Annotated in this window: 12 protein-coding genes and 4 pseudogenes; 9 read left to right on the top strand and 7 right to left on the bottom strand. The window is 59.6% G+C overall.

Features of this window, described 5'->3' with window-relative positions; translation table 11 throughout:
• Positions 1-175 precede the first annotated feature (175 nt).
• A pseudogene (locus ACSQ8V_RS36390) lies at positions 176-448 on the top strand (DDE-type integrase/transposase/recombinase); the annotation flags it as partial.
• 146 nt (positions 449-594) lie between these two features.
• Here ACSQ8V_RS36390 and ACSQ8V_RS36385 read toward each other — a convergent pair.
• A pseudogene (locus ACSQ8V_RS36385) lies at positions 595-822 on the bottom strand (GntR family transcriptional regulator); the annotation flags it as partial.
• 258 nt (positions 823-1,080) lie between these two features.
• On the opposite strand from ACSQ8V_RS36385, the gene ACSQ8V_RS36380 reads away from it, so the two are divergent.
• From ACSQ8V_RS36380 to ACSQ8V_RS36345, 8 genes and pseudogenes are all read left to right on the top strand, one after another.
• Positions 1,081-2,853: an IS5 family transposase gene (locus ACSQ8V_RS36380; RefSeq protein ID WP_436209057.1), complete on the top strand. Its 1,773-nt coding sequence runs from the start codon at positions 1,081-1,083 to the stop codon at positions 2,851-2,853.
• 244 nt (positions 2,854-3,097) lie between these two features.
• A pseudogene (locus ACSQ8V_RS36375) lies at positions 3,098-3,550 on the top strand (ESPR-type extended signal peptide-containing protein); the annotation flags it as partial.
• A 33-nt stretch (positions 3,551-3,583) separates the two neighbouring features.
• Positions 3,584-10,378: pseudogene (locus ACSQ8V_RS36370) on the top strand (hypothetical protein); the annotation flags it as partial.
• A gap of 67 nt (positions 10,379-10,445) precedes the next feature.
• Positions 10,446-11,180 carry an OmpA family protein gene (locus ACSQ8V_RS36365; protein WP_436209056.1) on the top strand — a complete coding sequence of 245 codons (735 nt, stop codon included), beginning with the start codon at positions 10,446-10,448 and terminating at the stop codon, positions 11,178-11,180.
• An 89-nt stretch (positions 11,181-11,269) separates the two neighbouring features.
• Positions 11,270-12,052 carry an aquaporin Z gene (gene aqpZ, locus ACSQ8V_RS36360; protein WP_436209055.1) on the top strand — a complete coding sequence of 261 codons (783 nt, stop codon included), beginning with the start codon at positions 11,270-11,272 and terminating at the stop codon, positions 12,050-12,052.
• Positions 12,053-12,150: 98 nt separating this feature from the next.
• Positions 12,151-12,462: an H-NS histone family protein gene (locus tag ACSQ8V_RS36355; protein ID WP_436209054.1), complete on the top strand. Its 312-nt coding sequence runs from the start codon at positions 12,151-12,153 to the stop codon at positions 12,460-12,462.
• A gap of 285 nt (positions 12,463-12,747) precedes the next feature.
• Positions 12,748-13,227: a DUF4019 domain-containing protein gene (locus tag ACSQ8V_RS36350; protein ID WP_436209053.1), complete on the top strand. Its 480-nt coding sequence runs from the start codon at positions 12,748-12,750 to the stop codon at positions 13,225-13,227.
• Between the two features lie 122 nt (positions 13,228-13,349).
• Entirely contained in the window at positions 13,350-13,994 is a 645-nt protein-coding gene (locus ACSQ8V_RS36345) for an IS6 family transposase (protein WP_436209263.1), read from the top strand.
• Between the two features lie 91 nt (positions 13,995-14,085).
• Here ACSQ8V_RS36345 and ACSQ8V_RS36340 read toward each other — a convergent pair whose 3' ends face one another.
• The 6 genes from ACSQ8V_RS36340 to ACSQ8V_RS36315 all read right to left on the bottom strand — a co-directional run bounded on the left by ACSQ8V_RS36340 (position 14,086) and on the right by ACSQ8V_RS36315 (position 19,884).
• Positions 14,086-14,814 carry an SDR family NAD(P)-dependent oxidoreductase gene (locus ACSQ8V_RS36340; RefSeq protein WP_436209052.1) on the bottom strand — a complete coding sequence of 243 codons (729 nt, stop codon included), beginning with the start codon at positions 14,812-14,814 and terminating at the stop codon, positions 14,086-14,088.
• A gap of 5 nt (positions 14,815-14,819) precedes the next feature.
• Entirely contained in the window at positions 14,820-16,133 is a 1,314-nt protein-coding gene (locus tag ACSQ8V_RS36335; RefSeq protein ID WP_436209051.1) for an MFS transporter, read from the bottom strand.
• A 66-nt stretch (positions 16,134-16,199) separates the two neighbouring features.
• Entirely contained in the window at positions 16,200-16,727 is a 528-nt protein-coding gene (locus ACSQ8V_RS36330) for a 2,4'-dihydroxyacetophenone dioxygenase family protein (RefSeq protein ID WP_299711222.1), read from the bottom strand.
• A gap of 167 nt (positions 16,728-16,894) precedes the next feature.
• A complete protein-coding gene (locus ACSQ8V_RS36325) occupies positions 16,895-17,836 on the bottom strand; it encodes a TauD/TfdA dioxygenase family protein (protein ID WP_436209050.1) in 942 nt (313 codons plus the stop codon).
• A gap of 157 nt (positions 17,837-17,993) precedes the next feature.
• Positions 17,994-18,704, bottom strand: a complete 711-nt coding sequence (locus ACSQ8V_RS36320; protein ID WP_436209049.1) for a GntR family transcriptional regulator — start codon at positions 18,702-18,704, stop codon at positions 17,994-17,996.
• Between the two features lie 250 nt (positions 18,705-18,954).
• Positions 18,955-19,884 carry a LysR family transcriptional regulator gene (locus tag ACSQ8V_RS36315; RefSeq protein ID WP_436209048.1) on the bottom strand — a complete coding sequence of 310 codons (930 nt, stop codon included), beginning with the start codon at positions 19,882-19,884 and terminating at the stop codon, positions 18,955-18,957.
• Between the last annotated feature and the right edge of the window lie 91 nt (positions 19,885-19,975).

The following is a 19,975-nucleotide window of genomic DNA, read 5'->3' as shown; positions in this document are numbered from 1 at the left end:
GAGTATGTACGCCTCTTGTTCGCCCGGAACTATCCGAAGGTAACTACGTACCACGCGCTCGGAGCCAGCTAGAAGCGATCGTCGCAAGAGTCGCGTGGAGATACCCAACGTATCTGCGAGCCTTCGAACATCGACGAATGCGCGACTGGGAGGCACCCCTCATAGGGATCGACCCGTGAAGCACGTGATTGTCAAAGCGGCCGCTCGGCTAAACAACCGCGCAGAGAATAGCCATCAACCGACACGCGAACGCGAGCGTCGCATGCGCGGCTTTCGGGACCCGAAACGCACACAGAAATTCCTTTCTTGCTTCGGGCCCATTCGGCAACATTTCGCGCTCAAGCGCCACCTGCTGCGCGCTTCACTCTATCGCAAACAACTCGCAATCCGGTTTGCTGCATGGTGCGAATTCGCGGAACTCGTCCAAAATCCGCCGACTGTTTTCTGACTAATCATCGCACCGGCTGTCGTGTCGTCTCACTCTCGGCAAGTTGGCAAAGCCCTTCGAACACGAGCTCACGGATGTTGACGGATTTCGACGGTTCATTCGGCGTCGAGGGATGCTCCATGCAGGGGCGCGCCAGGAGCGGCCGCCGAGACGAAATAGCCCGAGCGTGGCCGCGCCACGATCAAGCCCTGGCTTTCGAGCAAGTAGTACGCGCGAAACACCGTGGATGGACTGACGCCATAAGCGTCGCACGCAGCGCGAACCGCGGGGATGCGCGTGCCCGGCGGCAGGTCGCCACGCCGTATCAGGTCGCCGATTTGCGAGGCCAGCCGCTCATAACGTTTCGTCTTCGGCTCCCATGCGAGACGAGCTATATCGCGACTTAATCGATAGGCATCTACCTGATGCCACCCGTTGTCAACGCTCGTCCCGGGCACTTTCTGAAAGACGTCTGATACGTCTTTTTTGCGCGGATCTGCCCCTGTCGCTGCGTGCCGTTCACTGGCAAAGTGCGCTTCAAGTGCGTTTCCGTTCAAACCACCGAATTTGCCCGGAGGAGTCGCCTGCGCTTATAGGCGCTGTCCGGCTTCGACCGTCCAGGACCCTGGTAACTTGCGAAAAATGAGAGATCGATGTCCTTGGGTCTTGTAGGGAAACATTCGAAGCGTCGCCCGGTCGAGCCGCGGCGTTTCGATTTCATTCGCTGGACGGTAATACTTCTGCTGGCCACCGCAAGGCTATCGCTCGCACAAGCGGACACCGGCGCGGGCTCTTACACCGACATTAATGCCGAACACAGCTATTCCGGCATCACTGGCCTGCTGCCGAAAACGTTCGGCGAACCCGCGCCGGCAGCCGAGACATCCGTCCGGTTTGGCGCGGCGTGCGCACTTCCGATCTCGCTTTCCCTGATTCCGGCATCGCTCGCCGGTCCTGACGCCAGTCCGATATTTCCCCTCAACCATGTCTGCGATTCGCTGCGCGACGCATTCGCCGAGGGCAGCGAAAACGCGGTAAGCAGCGTTAGCGAACCGCCGCTTGCAAGGCTTGACTGGAGTGCGCCGTCGCAGACCTTTCTCTTCACGCTAGAGCGTCGCCTCGAGTCTCCCGCCTTCGGACTGGCGCCCGGTAACAACAAGGGCTCCGTCACTCGCATAGAGGACCAGCCATTTGGACTCGCACAAGAAACGCTTACGGCTGATGACAGCGCTTGCTCACTGGGACCTTCGTGCAATACCAAACGTCTCTCGATGACCGGCCAGGACCAAACCCCGCCTGCTGGCCGGACCCCATTCGCCCCGCCCTCCACGACCAGATCGAACGCCTTGGCCCGTGCCTGGAGTGGTCTGCTTTGGCCGTTCCTGCTTGCGCTCGTTGCTGCCGTGGGATGGCTGCTGTGCAAACGCTGGCGCCGCTACGACCAAGCCCTGATACACGCAGCGCGAGCTGGACTCAGGCGTCGCGAGTTTCATCTCGAATATCAACCCGTGGTGAGCTTGAGACACGGCAGATGCGTGGGGGGCGAGGCGTTGCTGCGATGCCAACGTGGCGATATCACGATTTGGTTCACCGAAGAGGCGCTCGCCGCATGGCGCCCCGCCAAGACCGGAGCCCGTGGCAGACAGCAGGAATATTCCGATCTCGCGATAGAAACCGCCTTGTTCATCCGCCAGGTCTTTCATTTGCCGCTACGCCAGACCGAAGGTTTCATGAACTCGCTTAGCCGCATCATGAAGGCCATCATCAGCATTCCTGACTACAGCAGCATTTCCAAACGCAGCATTTCAATACCCATGCACGTCCTGAGCCAGGCGATGGACTCGGGTAGTCTCGTGATCGTTGATTCCACCGGACTCAAGGTCTACGGTAAAGATGAATGGCATCAGGAGAAGCATGATGTTCCGGCTCGCCGGACCTGGCGCAAACTCCATCTTGCGATCCACGAACACCTTCAAGTTCTTGTCTGCGAGCTCACCACGCCGGACGACGGTGACCCCTCGGCCGTGGCGGATCTGCTCACCCAAATTGTCACCCCGTTTGAGACCTTCATCGGTGAAGGCGCCTGCGATGTCGAGCCGGTTTCGCAAGCTGTTCTGAACCACCAACCCAACGCTCAAGTGGTCATTTACCCGCACAAGACGGCCGTGCTCTCAACTGCTGGCGATACGCAGCGAGACCACCATATTGAGGGCATGGCACAACAAAGGCGCCTCCCCTGGCAGCGCATCACGGGCTACAACCTGCGCAACTATGCCGAGCTTGCGATGCAACGCCACCAGCGCATTTTCGGCAACACCATGAAGGCGCGAGCACTGCCGCAGCAGAAAACCGAGGCATGGATCAGTGTGTCCGCACTCAACGGAATGACCAATCTCGGTCAAGCCAGAGGGATTTATTTACTTTGAGTAAGTAAATAAAAAAAGGAAAAAATTAAACGAACTGGGAAGTAATCCACTTTTATGACAGTCACCGTCTTGTAGGTACAGGTTTCAGGCCGTCTCGTTTATGCATCGGGAAGAAACGTTTCGCAGCGGCGACGCACGTTAGCGAGGTCCGCTTGCCGGTTCCTTCTCGTATGTAGTAGTGCAAATGGATTACGGAAGCGGTCCAGTATAAACACGCCTGTCGTATTGGTGTCCTGCAGTTGCAATGCTAGCAGTCACAGTTCGAACACACACACAACACATGTCAATGCCGAGGCGACTCATGAATAAAATCTATAGCACGGTTTGGAACAAGGCGTTGGGCCAACCGGTGGTGGCCTCGGAGTTGGCCACCAATAAAATGTCAACGACGCCCGCGATCGCTGTAGGAGTCACAGCGTTCTTTAACGCTATGCGGATCAAGCGACTGCCGCTGGTTGCCATGTTGGTCGCTGTCGGTTGCGTCTCGATATCGTCGACCGCATTCGCGGGAACCTGTGTCCAATTGGATGCAATTGGGACTAGCTCAGCTGCAGGGACCGGCGCCTCTTATGCGGCAACGTGCGGTTCCTTTTCTATCGCGATCGGGGCCGGTAGCGGCGCTAACGCAACCAACTTTGGGGTAGCGGTTGGCGACGCAGCTGTTTCAACCGGTACTAATTCAGTGGCGATTGGGCGGCAAACGACAGCCACCGGCGCGCAGAGTTCGGTTTTGGGTCAGGGTTCACAGGCAACCCAGACCAATGCGACGGCGATAGGCAGCGCCACGCGTGCGACCGGAGTGGGGGCATCGGCTTTTGGCTTTTCAGCGCAGGCGACCGGTGCAGGCTCTGTGGCGCTCGGTAGTTCGGATACGACAGCTGAGGGTGGTGCAAAATCGCCGGCTACGGCCGCTGCGCCGGCTGCCTCCGGGATTCGCGCCATTGCGGTTGGGGCCGGTTCGAATGCCTCGGGGAGTTCGTCGATCGCCGAGGGTGACGGTGCGGTGACAGGCGCCAACAACAACGCCATAGCGATTGGGACTACGGCAACGACAGGCAGCACCAATGCCATCGCGATCGGACTGGCTGCTCAGGCGGTTGGTGGAAACGCCGTTGCGCTGGGTCAGTCGTCGCAGGCGCAAACCGCCTCCTCGGTTGCAATCGGCGACGCAGCAGTGGCCACAGGCGGCAAAGCGGTCTCTATCGGCGCTGCCAATACCGCTAGCGGCAATGGTGCGGTCGCCATCGGCGATCCGAATTCGGCCACCGGGACGGGGGCAGTAGCAATGGGCGCCAACAACACGTCCAACGGCCAGGGCGCGCTTGCGCTCGGCAATGCCAACACGTCGACCGGCCAGGGCTCCGTGGCGCTGGGCAACGCGAGCAATGCGGGGGCGGCCGGTGCGGTGGCTTTGGGCGATACTGCAGTCGCCACTAACACCAATGATGTAGCACTGGGTTCGCACTCGACGACAGCGGCACCGCATGCCGGCGTGACCGCCCAGTTCGGCGGAACAGCGGCTGGTGTAGAGGCGGCTGCTTCGACCAATGGTGTGGTCTCCGTGGGCGCAGCTGGTACTGAACGGCAAATCCAGAATGTGGCAGCAGGCGTGATTTCCTCCACCAGCACCGATGCCATAAACGGCTCGCAGCTCAATACAGTGGTCACCGGTGTCAACAACCTCGGCACGTCGACGGCGAGCACATTAGGCGGTGGCGCCAACTATAGCCCGGCTACCGGCACTATCACTGGCTTTAGTCAACCGATCGACAGCGTCAGCACGACTGGGGCCGTGACTGGACCCACAGCGCAGACGACAGTTGCCGGTGCGTTGACGGCGCTCAATGCGAATGTTGATAACACGGCGAATATCGCGGTCAAGTACGACGAGGCTGGAGGCAACAAGATCACCTTGGGTGCGACCGGAGGAGCGGGTGCGGGGGCGCCGGTGACGATTACCAATCTCGCGCCGGCTGCATTGAACCCCACGAGCACGGATGCGGTAAACGGCTCGCAGTTGGACGCGACGAACACGAATGTGACGAATTTGGGCGATACCGTTTCGAACATTAACAACGGCGCCGGTATCAAGTACTTCCATACGAATTCGACGAGCGCAGACTCCAATGCTGTCGGAACCGACTCGACGGCCATCGGCCCGACAGCAACGGCAAACGTCAATGCATCGATTGCCCAGGGATCGGGTGCAGTGGCAGGCGTGTTGAGCAATCCGACCGACACACAGGATGTGGCAATTGGTCCACTTGCTCTCGCCACCAACGGGCAATCGTTAGCGGTTGGTGCGGGAGCCACCGCGACGGGCGCACAATCGGTTGCGCTGGGTGGTGCAGCCAGTGCCTTGGGCACTCAGGGCATCGCCATCGGCGAAACCGCGAGTGTCACGGCGGCCGGTACAGGCGGCGTCGCAATCGGCGACGGCGCGACCACGTCTGGTAATAGTGGTGTGAGCATCGGGGTCGTCAGTCAAAGCCTGGGAGCCAACTCTGTAGCGCTCGGCAATGGAGCCACGGCGAACAATGCCCGTGACGTCGCGCTTGGCGCGGGTAGCACGACCGCAACGGCGGTGGGTACTGCCAGCGTCACGGTCGGCGCAACCACGTTTTCGGGCTTCGCTGGCACCACGCCAACCAGCACGGTAAGCGTGGGCGTGCCCGGTACCGAGCGCACGGTTACCAACGTCGCAGCGGGTCGAATCAGTGCCACAAGTACCGATGCCGTCAATGGCAGCGAATTATTCGCTACCAACACGGTGGTCGATACGTTGAACACCGCTGCGAACGGCGGTGGCATCAAGTATTTCCACGCCAATTCGACGCTCGCGGATTCGACGCCAACCGGTCTGAATAGCGTGGCAATCGGGCCGGTGGCAAATGCGGTTGGGGTCAACAGCGTAGCCGAGGGTAACGGCGCAACTGCGAACAACGCCGATGACGTGGCGATCGGATCGAGCTCCTTGAGCTCCGCGACGACGGCAACAGCCGGGGCAACAATCGGTGGAACCAACTATGCTTTTGCGGGTGCCACGCCAGATGGGGCCTTCTCGGTGGGCTCGGTGGGTCACGAGCGACAGGTACAGAACGTCGCGGCTGGGCAGCTCGACGCTGCTAGCACGGATGCCGTGAATGGATCGCAGTTATTCGCGAGCAACCAGGCGATCGACAGCTTAGCGAGCACGGTGGCCGCCGACGCGACACACTACTACAGCGTTAATGACAGCGGCACGCAGGGCGGCAACTATAACAACGACGGTGCCACAGGTACGAATGCGCTTGCTGCAGGCGTAGGCGCCTCGGCTACGGGAGTGAGCAGCACAGCGGTGGGCAAAAATACCCAAGCGACCAGTCAAAGTTCAACTGCCGTGGGTGACGGTGCGGCCGCAACGGGTATAGGCAGTGCGTCATTGGGTAGTGCCGCGCTAGCTTCCGGCAATGGCTCAACGGCTCTCGGTGCCACCTCAACGGCATCTGGCATGTCAAGTACTGCTATAGGTATCAACACGCTCGCTGCTGGCGCTAATTCAGCGGCGTTCGGACAGGGTTCGGTGGCTAGCGGTTCGTTCGCTCTCGCCGCGATGAACAATGCGAACGCATATGGCAATAACGCCATTGCCATCGGTCTAAATAGTACGGCGGGTGCTGCTGGGTCGACAGGAGACCAAAACGATGTGGCCATTGGTAGTGGCGCTACGGCGACGGGGGGCAGCGCCGTTGCGTTGGGCTTTACCTCGACCGCCGGTGCCGCAGCAACAGTGGCGATCGGCAATGCGAACTCGGTGGCGGCGACGGCTGGCTTGGGTTCGACGGCGATCGGGTTTAACTCGATTGTGAACAGTGGCACGGGAGCCGTGGCGATAGGCAATCGGCAATTGGCGAGCGGTAATGGCGCGGTTGCGATCGGCGATCCGAACAGCGCGACCGGCACGGGCGCGGTGACAGTGGGCGCGAACAATACCGCGAACGGTCAGGGTGCGATAGCGCAAGGCAACAGCAACACGGCAACGGGTCAAGGCTCGGTTGCGCTCGGCAACACATCGTCGGCGACGGGCGCAGGGTCGCTCGCCTTCGGCGATGGCGCGGCGGCGAACAACGCGGGCGATGTAGCGCTGGGTAGCGGTTCGGTCACCACCGCTGCGGTAGGCACAGCCAGCGGCACGATCAACGGCACCACCTACGCTTACGCGGGCGCTAGCCCGACGAGCACGGTGAGTGTGGGCAGTGCAGGCAACGAGCGCACTGTGACCAACGTGGCCGCAGGTCAGGTGAGTTCCACCAGCACCGACGCGGTCAACGGCTCGCAGCTCTACGCGACCGATCAGGCGGTTGATAGTTTGGCAACGACGGTGACGGCCAACAAAACGCACTATTACAGCGTCGATGACGGCGGCACGCAGGGCGGCAACTACAACAACGATGGCGCGACAGGGCTTGATGCGTTGGCGGCCGGGGTGAATGCCACGGCGAGCGGCGCAAGCAGTTTTGCCGCCGGCAGCGGGGCAATAGCGCAGGCGGACAATTCAGTCGCACTTGGATCACAGGCGAACGTCTCGGTGGCCGGAGGAGTCGCTATCGGTTCCGGGTCAATCTCCGACCGCGCGGTCCTGTCGGGTGTCGGCTCCATCACCAACGGTACGTACTCGATTCCGTTCAACACCTCCGACGAAACCTTGTTGGGCGCGGTGTCCGTTGGTAGTGCCAGCGGGAACACGTATCGGCAACTGACCAATGTCGCCGATGGTACACAGCCGCAAGACGCAGTCACCGTCAGGCAGCTTGGGGGAGCACTGTCGTCGCTCGCCGCAACAGGCACGATGTACTTTCACGCAAACTCGACCGCGGCGGATTCGTTGGCGGTCGGTGCAGAGTCGATTGCTGTCGGACCGACGACGGTCGTCAACGGCGACAACGGTGTGGGGGTCGGCAATGGTGCGATCGTTGATTCAACGGCGCCGGGCGGAGTCGCCATTGGTGAACAAGCGAATTCCGCTCAGGCGGACGCGATCGCAATCGGTAGTGGTGCGGTGGCGAGTGGCGCGCAGTCGCTTGCACAAGGCGCAAACGCGAGCGCGACTAATGCTGGCGGCGTAGCTTTGGGTTCGGGCGCACAGAGTAGTGCCATTGATGCAGTGGCACTTGGCGCAGGGGCAACCTCAACCTTTACGAGCAGCGTCGCTCTCGGTGCTGGTTCGGTCACAACTGCCGCGATAGGTACGGCGAGTGAGACGATCAGCGGCACAACCTATGCATACGCCGGCGCCAGCCCGACTAGCACCGTAAGTGTGGGCAGTGCGGGCAATGAGCGCACGGTGACCAACGTGGCGGCAGGCCGCGTGAGCGCCGGCAGCACCGACGCCGTGAACGGTTCGCAGTTGTATGCGAGTGACCAGGCGATTGACAGCCTGTCCACCGCAGTGACCACCAACAAGACGCACTACTACAGCGTCAATGACGGCGGTACCCAAGGCGGCAACTACAACAACGACGGCGCCACTGGCGCCAACGCGCTCGCAGCCGGTGTGGCGGCCAGCGCTACCGGCGACAGCAGCACCGCCCTGGGCCAGGGTGCGGTGGCAAATAATGTCAATGACGTGGCTCTGGGTAGTGGTTCCATCACGAGCGCCGCGGTAGGCACAGCCAGCGGCACGATCAACGGCACCACCTACGCTTACGCGGGCGCTAGCCCGACGAGCACGGTGAGTGTGGGCAGTGCAGACAACGAGCGCACTGTGACCAACGTGGCCGCGGGTCAGGTAAGTTCCACCAGCACCGACGCGGTCAACGGCTCGCAGCTCTTCGCGACTGATCAGGCGGTCGATAGTTTGGCAACGACAGTGACGGCCAGCAAGACGCACTATTACAGCGTCAATGACGGCGGTACCCAAGGCGGCAACTACAACAACGACGGCGCGACGGGGCTTGATGCGTTGGCGGCCGGGGTGAATGCCATGGCGAGCGGCGCAAGCAGTTTTGCCGGCGGCAGCGGGGCAATAGCGCAGGCGGACAATTCAGTTGCGCTTGGATCGCAGGCGAATGTCTCGGTGCTCGGAGGAGTTGCTATTGGTTCTGGATCAGTGTCCGACCGTGCAATTCTCTCGGGCGTCGGTTCAATCGCGAACGGTACTCACGCGATTCCCTTCAACACTTCCGATGAAACCTTGTTGGGCGCAGTGTCCTTCGGCAGCGCAACGGGAAATGCGTATCGTCAGTTGACTAACGTCGCTGACGGCACGCAAGCGCAAGATGCGGTCACCATCCGGCAGCTTGCTGGTGCCTTGTCATCATTCGCTGTCACCGGTTCGATGTACTTTCACGCGAACTCGACCAAGGCAGATTCGTTGGCGGTGGGAACGGATTCGATCGCGGTCGGACCGACGACGGTTGTCAACGGCGATAACGGCGTGGGGGTCGGCAATGGTGCGATCGTTGATTCAACGGCGCCGGGCGGAGTCGCCATTGGTGAACAAGCGAATTCCGCTCAGGCGGACGCCGTCGCAATCGGTAGCGGTGCGGTGGCGAGCGGCGCGCAGTCGCTCGCACAAGGCGCAAACGCAAGTGCGGCGAATGCCGGCGGCGTAGCTCTGGGTTCGGGCGCACAGAGTAGCGCCATCGACGCAGTCGCAATTGGCGCAGGGGCAACCTCGACCTTTGCGAACAGTGTCGCCCTCGGTGCGGGTTCCGTCACCACCGTCGGAGCGTTGAGCAACTACATCGCTTACGGGCTCAGCACCCCCCAGTCTTCGGTAGGTGAGGTCAACGTAGGTAATCGTCAGATTACAGGCGTTGCCGCCGGGATGGCCGGTACCGATGCGGTCAATGTGAGTCAACTCAACGCAGTCACCACGCAGTTGACCACGCTGATAAATAATCAAAACGGGGGCAACGGTGGTTTCCCGTCCACCCCTGGGTCTTCAACCCCACCTGCATCCACTGGATCGAATTCGTCGGCGGGCGGACAAGGTGCGGTGGCTTCCGGCTCTAATAGCACGGCGGTGGGCAACAGCTCCACAGCCTCCGGTAACGGATCAACCGCAGTGGGTCAGGGAGCAACGTCCACTGGCGGCAACTCCGTTGCGATCGGTGCGGGTAGTAACGACGGTGGGCGAACGAATGTGGTTTCCGTAGGAACGGCTGACACGCCACGACAAGTCACTAACGTCGCACCGGGAACAGACGGCACAGACGCGGTCAACGTGAATCAACTGAACGCCAACCTGTCCCAGGCCAATGCCTACACAGATGCCCGCGTCAATCAATTGCAGCAAGGCATCAACTCTACAGCCCGCAACGCGTATTCAGGCATAGCGGCCGCGACCGCACTGACCATGATTCCCGAAGTGGACAAGGGGAAGACCCTATCACTGGGGATCGGCACGGCCAGCTTTCAGGGTTACCAGGCAGTTGCGATCGGGGGCACGGCACGCATAACGGAAAACATTAAGGTTAAAGCTGGCGTCGGAATGAGCTCGGCAGGCGATACCGTGGGCTTCGGCGCGGCAATGCAATGGTAGGCCGTTGCGAGTGAGGCACCGCACCCGTGCCTCACTTTCTCTTAGACATGCAACTACCTACTACCCTATGGAGCAAATGATGAACCGATTGACCCTCCCAGCCTCGCTGGTCGCAATTGCAGTTGTCGTCGCCGGGTGTTCGGCTGCCTCGGGCCCAACATTCAACGCCTACTCGATAGACACGGGTGATGGAGCCAGGACATACCGGGTCGAGTGTGGCGGGATATTCGAATCGGCGGCTACTTGTACGAAGATCGCTGAGCGCATCTGCGGAAAGAAATCAGTTCAGCCTATCCAAAAGATTGATCGTCTTCGCTCGGCCGATGACTCCACGACCGCCCCCCGGGCTTTGATCTTCAAATGTGAGGCTCCGACAGTGGAAGCTGCGCCGGTGTCGAATGTACAGGAGGCGCCAAGGATAGAGGAGTTCACACTGCAAACGGATGCGCTGTTTCCATTCGATAGATCAAGTCTCGATTCCATGTTACCGGCAGGAAAAGCGGAGCTCGACAAGGCAATCGAGCGGATCAACAGCTATAAGGAGGCAACCGAAATAACGATCATTGGGCACACAGATCGCATAGGCCCTGCGACTGTGAATCAGGCTTTGTCACTTGCCCGAGCCGATACCGTGCGGGCTTATCTCGTCGCCCACGGCGTGGATAGCAGTTACATTATTCACACGCAAGGCGTGGGATCCAGTCAACCGATATCGCATTGTCCGAATGGACCTTCCACAACGTTAATAGCTTGCCTGCAGCCAGATCGACGCGTGTCGGTTGTGGTGCATGGACCAAACTGACGCGTCGAATTAGCACAGCACGTCCGTTGATTCTCACGGTTTCGGCCCAGCAATAGGGAGTCGGTTACACACTCCTTGCCTGAGCTCACATGCACGCATTGCAACGAATCAGTTTTAAAAGGAGCAGAGAAATGCAAAAACGATTGGCGGCTGAATTCCTCGGGACGTTTTGGCTCGTACTAGGGGGATGTGGAAGCGCGGTGCTGGCGGCGGCATACCCGAAACTCGGAATTGGGTTTACCGGGGTCGCGTTGGCGTTTGGCCTGACGGTCTTGACTATGGCTTATGCGCTCGGCCATATCTCGGGCGCGCACTTCAATCCTGCCGTGACGATGGGCCTGTTCGTGGGCGGGCGATTTTCTGGGAGAGACGTCATTCCGTATATTGTTGTACAGGTCATTGGTGCGATTGCAGCGGGCGCGGTTCTGTATCTGATCGCAAGCGGACAGCAGGGGTTTGATGCTGCCAGCAGCGGATTCGCTTCGAACGGATATGGCGAACATTCACCGGGCGGTTTCTCGCTTGCAGCAGCAGCGCTGACCGAACTGATCCTCTCGGCGTTCTTCCTGATTGTGATCCACGGCGCGACCGACAAGCATGCGCCCGCGGCGTTTGCTCCGTTGACTATCGGGTTGTGCCTGACCTTGATTCACTTGATCAGCATCCCGGTCACGAACACGTCGGTGAATCCGGCACGCAGCGTTGGGGTAGCCCTTTTTCAGGGGGGCTGGGCTCTACAGCAGTTATGGCTTTTTTGGTTAGCTCCGTTTGCGGGGGGGATATTGGGCGGCCTAATTTATCGTTTTCTACTGCAGACCGCTCCTGCCACAGTTCCTTATGCCGCAACGTTCGAGGGCAGTCAGTCTCACTAACCGCAGCGACCGCTACGCGATTTGAACTGGTTCCGTAGCCCGGCGCAGACACGAAACATTGCCTGGTTCTGCATCTCGCCACACGGAGAGCTAATGAAATGGCCACTTATCTTGAATTGAAACAGAAAGCCCGCGAACTCGACGAGTTAATTCAACAGGCGCGCTGCAACGACTTTAATGCGGTCCTCGAAGAAGTCAGGTTACGGGTAGCGGAATTTGACTTTACACCCGCGGATGTTTTTGGCAACTTGGAAGACCGGCGCCGCAAGCGGTCTAACAAACGACCACGCTATCGCGATCCAGTGAGTGGGATGGAATGGAGCGGTTGGGGGCGGCAGCCGTTTTGGATCAAAGGAAAAGACCGGAAGCAGTTCGAGATACGGGACAAGTCGCAAAGTGACCAATCGTGACTGTTTTTTCGCCCACAGGATGATGGAAGTGACGCTGACGAAGCAGCGGTCCGGGTTGTTCAATCCAGATTCGTCTGGAATGGTAGGTGAATGAAAACGTTCAGTTAGTCTGAACTCGGCGCGTGCGTGCGCTGCAGATTTTCTGCCTTAGCCGATTGAGTCACTTGACCGCTAGACCGCTACATCAAGTTCGCTGTGAAGTGCTGCGCAATTTTTTGCTAGATCGTCGAGCATGCGTATGCGGATGGACTGATAGGGATGTAACACAAACAAAAGGAGAAGCCCTTGAAACGACTGTTTACTCAACTTGCCACTGCAACGACGCTAGCGGTGGTGGCAACACTTCCGACCGTCGCCGCAGCGACGCAACCTGGAACCTCCGCTGACGAACTGCTGCATGACGCGAACGACGCGTTGCAGCAGATTGATGCAGCTCACTACGAGGCCGTGTGGGACAGTGCGGCCCCGTTCCTCAAGGCGAAAATCGACAAGGCCCAATTCGTGGTCGATATTCAGAAGACCCGTCAGTCGCTGGGAATGATCAAGACGCGGGACTGGTCGTCGGTCACGCGTCTTCAGCACGCTGGCGCTGGAAGCATTCCGGACGGGTTGTACGCCAACGTGGACTTTTCAACGGCTCTCTCGGACGGACGGGTTATTTTTGAACTACTGAGCTTCCAATTGGAAAGCGACGGGCGCTGGCGTTTTACCGGTTATGTTCCGCGGCAATCGCAGGGCACGGCCGCAGCGGTTTTGTCGCATTAGCGATGCTGCAGTAAAGTTGGCTCTGTCGCGCTAAGCCGATCATGTAAAATTCGCAACCGAAATTGAGGCGACCACGATGGCCATGACGTGGTAGGACGCCGCGCACGACGTTACCGCCGGGGATCGCGAAAGTGCTGAAGCGACTGCACTATCCGCTGGATGTGATCTTGCTGTGTGTGCGGTGGTACGTGGCCTACTCGCTAAGCCTTCGCAATCTCGAAGAGATGATGGCTGAGCGCGGCTTTGAGGTTGACCATTCGAGCGTGCATCGCTGGGTCATCAAGCTCGTAACGTTATTCGAGAAAGCCTTTCGCAAGCACAAACGTCCGGTGGGTGAGAGCTGGAGGATGGATGAAACCTGCGTCAAGGTGCGCGGCCAGTGGAAGTACTTGTATCGTGCAGTGGATAAGGCCGGTAATACGGTCGATTTCCTGTTGCGGGCGCATCGCGACAAGGCTGCTGCGCGCTGCTACTTTGAAAAGACCATCGATCGCAACGGCGCGCCTGAGACCGTGACCATGGATAAAAGCGGGGCCAATCTCGCCGCCCTCCAGGCCATCAACGCCGAGCGGGAAATGCTCATCAGGGTCCGACAGATCAAGTACCTGAATAACATCGTCGAGCGGGATCACCGGGCAATCAAACGCCGAACCAGGCCCATGATGGGCGTCAAGGATTTCCAGTGTGCCCGCATTATCCTCTCAGGTATTGAGACAATGCACATGATCATAAAAGGCCAGATGGCGGACGACGGTGCATCCGCGTAGGAAACCATTCCTCTCCTTGTTCACGGCTCGTATCACGGCTCAGGTACGGGCCGCATACGTTACGCAGCCAAGGGCGGTGACGACCAGAACACTATGCCACCAGATACCCACCATCGACCGGGACGATCGCGCCTGTCATGAAGGCCGCCGCCGGCGAACACAAGAAAGCAACGACTTGCGCGACATCGTCAGGCTGGCCCCAGCGTTTCATTGGCGTGCGATCGAGGATAGCTTGCGAACGATGGTCGTCGGCCTGTAGGGCTTGCGTCAAGGGCGTCGCGATCCAGCCGGGAGCCACTGCATTCACGCGGATGCCGTCGGCCGCGTAGGCGATCGCAAGCGACTTCGTCAATTGCACAATGCCGCCCTTGCTCGCGCTGTACGCCGGTACAAGTCCACCGCCGAAAAAACTGAGCATCGATGCCGTGTTTACGATCGTCCCACCGTTCGCCTTGAGTCGTTCGCGAGCCGCGGCGCACACGCGCATCGTGCCGCTAAGGTTCACGGCGATCACGCGCTCGAATACATCGATTTCGAGCTCGTCCCCGCGTCGGATCATTCCTGCGCAATTGATGAGCATATCGATCGAGCCTGCGCGCTCGACGAGGGCCGCGACGCTCGCATCGTCGCTGACGTCCAGTTCGACGGCATCGATGCCTGGTCCGAGCGCCTCGCGCTGGGAATCGGTTGGAGCAATCCCGCCCACGACCACGCGGGCACCAAGGCGAGCAAAGCGCTGCGCGATGCCTGCACCGATGCCCTGGGTCCCGCCCGTCACGACGGCGGTCTTGCCTTTGAAAAGATCAGTTTGAAAGGTCATGTTGGTTAGGAAGAAAAATCTGAAACAGCGGCAGGGGAGACAGCAGTTTCACTGTCCTCTATCTTCGTTCTAACGATGAACATATAAACCAGCGCGGCAGCAAATGCGACCGCTGCGCTGATCAGGAACGCGTTGACGAAGGAGTGGGTCCGGTCCACGACGATGCCGGTGACAAACGGTGCAAACGATCCGCCGAAATAGCCGCCGAAATTCTGGATGCTGGCAAGCGACGCCACCATGTGACGGGGCGCCGCGACCGTCGCGAGCGCCCAGCACGCGCCGCTCGCCAGATTGACGAAGTACATCGCGGCGCAGAGGTACACCATCGCGAGCGTCAGGTTGGGCGTGAACGCAGCCGGCACGGTGAAGAGCGCCGCGCCGACGAGGCCAACGCAGATCGGCCACTTGCGGCTTCTCATGGGCGCCATGCCGCGTGCCATCAGACCGTCGGCCACGAAGCCGCTCGACAGCATGCCGAGCGTGCCGAACAGATAAGGGATCGAAACGAGCCACCCGGTGCTGGCGATGGAAAGGTGACGCTCGTGTTCGAGATACGCGGGCAGCCAGGTGAGATAGAGCCACACCATGTAGATCACGCCCATGTTGCCGAAGATCATGCCCCACGTGGTCGACTTGCTGAAAAGGCCGCGCCACTCGCGCATCGTCATGCGGCGTTCGACGCGCTGTTCTGGTTCGCCGTCAGTCAGATAGGCGATCTCGTCGCGCTCGAGCGGGACCTTGCGGCGGTCGCGATAGACGAGATACCAGCCGATCGATACGGCAATACCGAGCACACCCATGACGATGAACATCGTGCGCCAGCCGAAGACCAGCAGGAGCGCGGTGAGCACGGGTGGAGCAAGAGCGGGGCCGATGGTCGACGACGTGATGAAGATGCCCGTTGGCCGGCCACGCTCGTGCACGCCGAACCACTCGCTGACGACTTTGGCGCCAGCGGGAAAATTTGGCGCTTCGCCAAGCCCGAGCGCCACGCGCGCGACGAGGAATTGCGGCAGACTAGACACTAGGCCGCCACAAAGCTGCGCGCTCGACCAGACGAACATGCCAAGGCCGAGCATCACGCGCGCGCCGAAGCGATCGAGCAACATGCCGATGGGCAATTGCGAGAACGCATAGGCGAACGAGAATGCTGACAGCAGCAGGCCCATCTGCGACGCCGACAGTCCCAGCTCCTGGCTCACGGAATGGTTGGCTATCGAGAGGGTGCTTCTATCGAGGTAATTGACGATGCCGGCAAGCGTCAGGAACGCGATGGCAACGACCTGAATGTGCTTTAGGCGCGGGGATTTCAGAAGCATGGTGTCTCCTCCGATGCTTTTCGTAACTTTGAGGACGTCTGTTGTTATCGACGGGAAGGGCGAGAGTTACCGGATGAACTGGTCGACGAAGTCTTCACCGAGTCCGACCGATGCAAAGTGTTTGCGACACATGTCGACCTTGGTGAAAACGTCTTCGTAGCCGGTGTAATTCCCGTACGGGTCGCAATAGAACATCACGCCATTGACCTGGAAATAGGTGATCATTTCTTCCACGTCTTCAGGCACATAAAGCGTATGGGTTTCACCGGGAGGCTCGAATACATAGCTGCCCTCGGTCGCTTCCCAATCGTGTTCGAGATAACGCCAACGGCCCTTGAGGACCATGCCATGCACGGCTTGCGGATGCCGGTGACGGCTGAGCACGCCCGATTTGCGCACGCGCAGGAGGTTCATCCAATATCCCGTCGAAACATTCAGACAAAGCGGACGGAACCAGACGTTCTCGGCTTGCGGAACCCAGAGGCGTTCGTCGGTAGGAATCGCCGATTCAACGACGATCTCCTTTGCCGCTTCCTTGGGGAACGGCAATTGATACGGCGTCATTGCATCCGCCGAAGGTTTGGCTACAGCCATGCGTTGCCTCTTGGTTACTGTTACTAATAGGAAATGTCGATCGCGGCCCGTACGGGGGGAGCCGGTTTTAACGGATCGAAGGAAAATCAAAGCGACGCCCGATATCTCACCGCGACGCGGCTCCACCGCGACCCTCAGCGCATCGCGCCGGAGCCGCGTCGCGGCTGTTACTTCGCTGCCCGCTTGTTGCCAATCACGGCCCGTGAATAGGGTCCGAGAACAGGACCATCGCCTGCGACCGTAGTCCGGCGAAACACCCGGCGATACTTGCTCATATCGTAGGCTTCCGCTTTATGCAGCATCGTCCGGTTGTCCCAGACGACGAGATCGCCCTTTTCCCACTCATGGAAGTACGTGAACTCCGGCTGCGAGATGTGCTCGAGGAGTTTCCTGTGAAGTGCCTGACCTTGCTCGAGCGGCAAGCCGCTGACTTCATTTCCCGCATTTGCAGTGAAATACAACGAACGCTCGTTGCCGCGGTCCGGATGCACGCGCACCAGCGGCTGGCTGACCGGGGGTACGCTTTCCTTCTCATGCTTTGAAACTGGCGGCAGTTCGGGGAACAACCGGCGGCCGAATTCGTAAGTGTGAACCATGTGCAGCGGCTCGATTTCGTCCTTGAGCGAGTCGGGCAGGGCGGCGTACGCCTTGATCATGTTCGAGAAACCGGTGCGTCCGCCCGGTGCGCCTTTGGGCATGACCTCGATTCCGTAGAGCAACGAGACGAATGCCGGGACATATCGATAGGAACTGTCGGTATGCCAGCGTGCATTGACTTTCTGGAAGATCACGCGGAAATCCGTTTCGGGCAGGCTCTGTCCGTCAGCAGAGACGTTCGCCACGTGATACACCGTGGCAGCAGCCACCGTCTTGTCTTCTTCCGGGAAATCTTCGAGCGGACCCCATTGTTTCGAGAACTCGATCTGCTGCGCCTCGCTCAACGCCTGTTTGCGAAAGCACAGCACACCGTATCGCCCAATTGCTTTTTTCAATTCGTCGATGGTCTCGGCGTTCAACCGTTGCGTGAGATCCAGCCCCGTTACCTCGGCGCCGAGGGCGTCGCCCAATGGTGAAATTACATAGTCCGTGACTGCTGTCGTTTGCTCCATCGTTTTCTCCAAAAGTGCCTCGTTTGTAGTGGCATGTCACTGGCATGCCACGAATGGAGGCGATAATAAAACGTCGTTAGGAGTGAGGGCAACGGGGAGTTAACCCTTAGCGATGCAGCATGACGATGGGAATCAGGAGGTATCGGAGACGATTGGATTAGCCGCGGCTATGGTGGTGCGGCAGCGTGGCGTGCGCGAATTCGACCAGATAATCGATCAGTTGATTTGACGCCGCGCCTGCAAGCGCTGGATCGCCCGAAGCAATTGATTCGACGAGATGGCAGTGAATCGGACCAATTTCGGCCAGAGCCGTATGTTCGTCGTGGTGATAGAACCAGAAACGGCGCGACACCGTGTGCAGCATGGAGGCTAGCGCCGCCGCCGTACCATTTCTCGCCGCTTTCGAGAGCAGCTGGTTCAGCTCGGCGTCGAGCCGCAAGAACTCGCGCACGTCGTTGTTGGCGACTGCTTTTTGGGTGAGCGCGAGGTTATCGATGAACGACGTGCGTTCCGACACGCTCGAGCGCTTCGCGGCGGCAGCGCTCAGCAGGCGGTCCAGTTCACGCCGGGTTTCGAGCACTTCGAACTGGCGGCGGACATCAATGGTCGTCACGACGACGCCGCGCCGCGGAATGATCTCCACGAGATATTCCCGCGCCAGCCGCTGCAGGGCTTCGCGGATTGGCGTGGTGCCAATGCCGAGTTGGCGGCTGAGTATCGATTCGGAAACGAGCGAGCCGGGTGCCAGGTCCAGCGTAACGATCATTTCCTCCAGCCGCCGATACGCCTCCTGATTAAGCGTGGTGCCCACTCGCTGCACCGGTTCGGCGGCAGAGGCGGCTTCATTCGTGTCCGTGAGGTGCTGCACAGCCCAAGTCTCCCAATGGCAAGCGGTAATCTGGTTTGGTGTTTCGCGAGATGCTTGCGTTAACCCATAGCTTACCTGAGCAGGAATTTAGACAGGCGTTGGCCCGGGTGTGCGGCGACGGCAAGCGCCGTCGTGCAGGTACGCGTCAGGGCATGCATGCGATGCGCGTCATCACGGCGGCGGAGGTCTCTTCTTGAACCGCTGCCGAAAGCAAACCCGGATTGGATGATCCGCTAAAACAGTGACGGTGCTATCTCGCTCCGGCGTCGACTATCGCTTTCATCAACATGCCCGCTCCAGGCGACAAAGGGGCGTCGCGCCGTGTCACTAGTTCATAGGGTTCGCTAAGTGACGACAACTGCAGCGGCAGGGCGCAGGCAATACCGGGCCCGATACAAAAGTCCGCGACGTCCGTCGATACCAGCGCGACGAAAGAGACATTTTTTTGCAGCAGAGAGACAGTTGCGAACGCCGAAGTCGTCTCTAGCAGATGGGTGGGGAATCGAAGTCCAGCGTCGTGGAACTCCCGTTCGAGCAGCAGCCGCATCGGCATGTTCGCCCGATAGACGACCCACCGGTAATCAGCGAGATCCTTGAGCGCGACGCGGCGTTTGCGCGCCAGCGGATGCGATGCGTTGGCAATGACCGCAAGGGTTTCTTCACGTACAAACACACTTTCGTAGAGGTAAGGCGTTTGGCTCACGCTCGTGCGGCAAATGGCGAGGTCAAGGCGGCCTGCGTCAATCAAGCTGAGCAAGGTAGCGCTCGTATCCTCGACGATTTCAACCGACATTTCGGGTTGCTCCGCGCTCACCGAAGTAAGCGCGTCCGTGAGAAGCGGAACTGCGCCCATGATCACGCCCACCGATACGCGCCCTCCATAACCTCGCATGATGCCGACGATCTCCTCGCGCAGATGGGCGAGGTCGGTGTGGATCAGTCGCGCGTAGCGGATCACGCAATGGCCGACTGCGTTGGGTTCCAATCCGCGATTGGTGCGCACGAAGAGCCGCGCGCCGAAGGTGGTTTCGATCTCGTGCAGGGCTTTGCTGGCGCCCGGTTGCGTCAACGCCAACTGTTTCGCCGCGCCAAGCAGAGACCCGTGTTCCCCGAGCGCGATCAAAAGACGCAACTGCTTTACGTGCAGACGGGAAATAATCGAGTCGAGCGAGGGGGTCATCGGACTTGAGTAAAAGTTATAGTGCTATCAAATGTTGTCAATATCGCGACGGCGCGTTGATCCATATACTGCGAAATCCCCATTGTTTATC

It is taken from the genome of Caballeronia sp. LjRoot31 (assembly GCF_964253885.1).
Taxonomy (GTDB): domain Bacteria; phylum Pseudomonadota; class Gammaproteobacteria; order Burkholderiales; family Burkholderiaceae; genus Caballeronia.
This window is presented reverse-complemented; position numbering and strand designations above follow the sequence as displayed.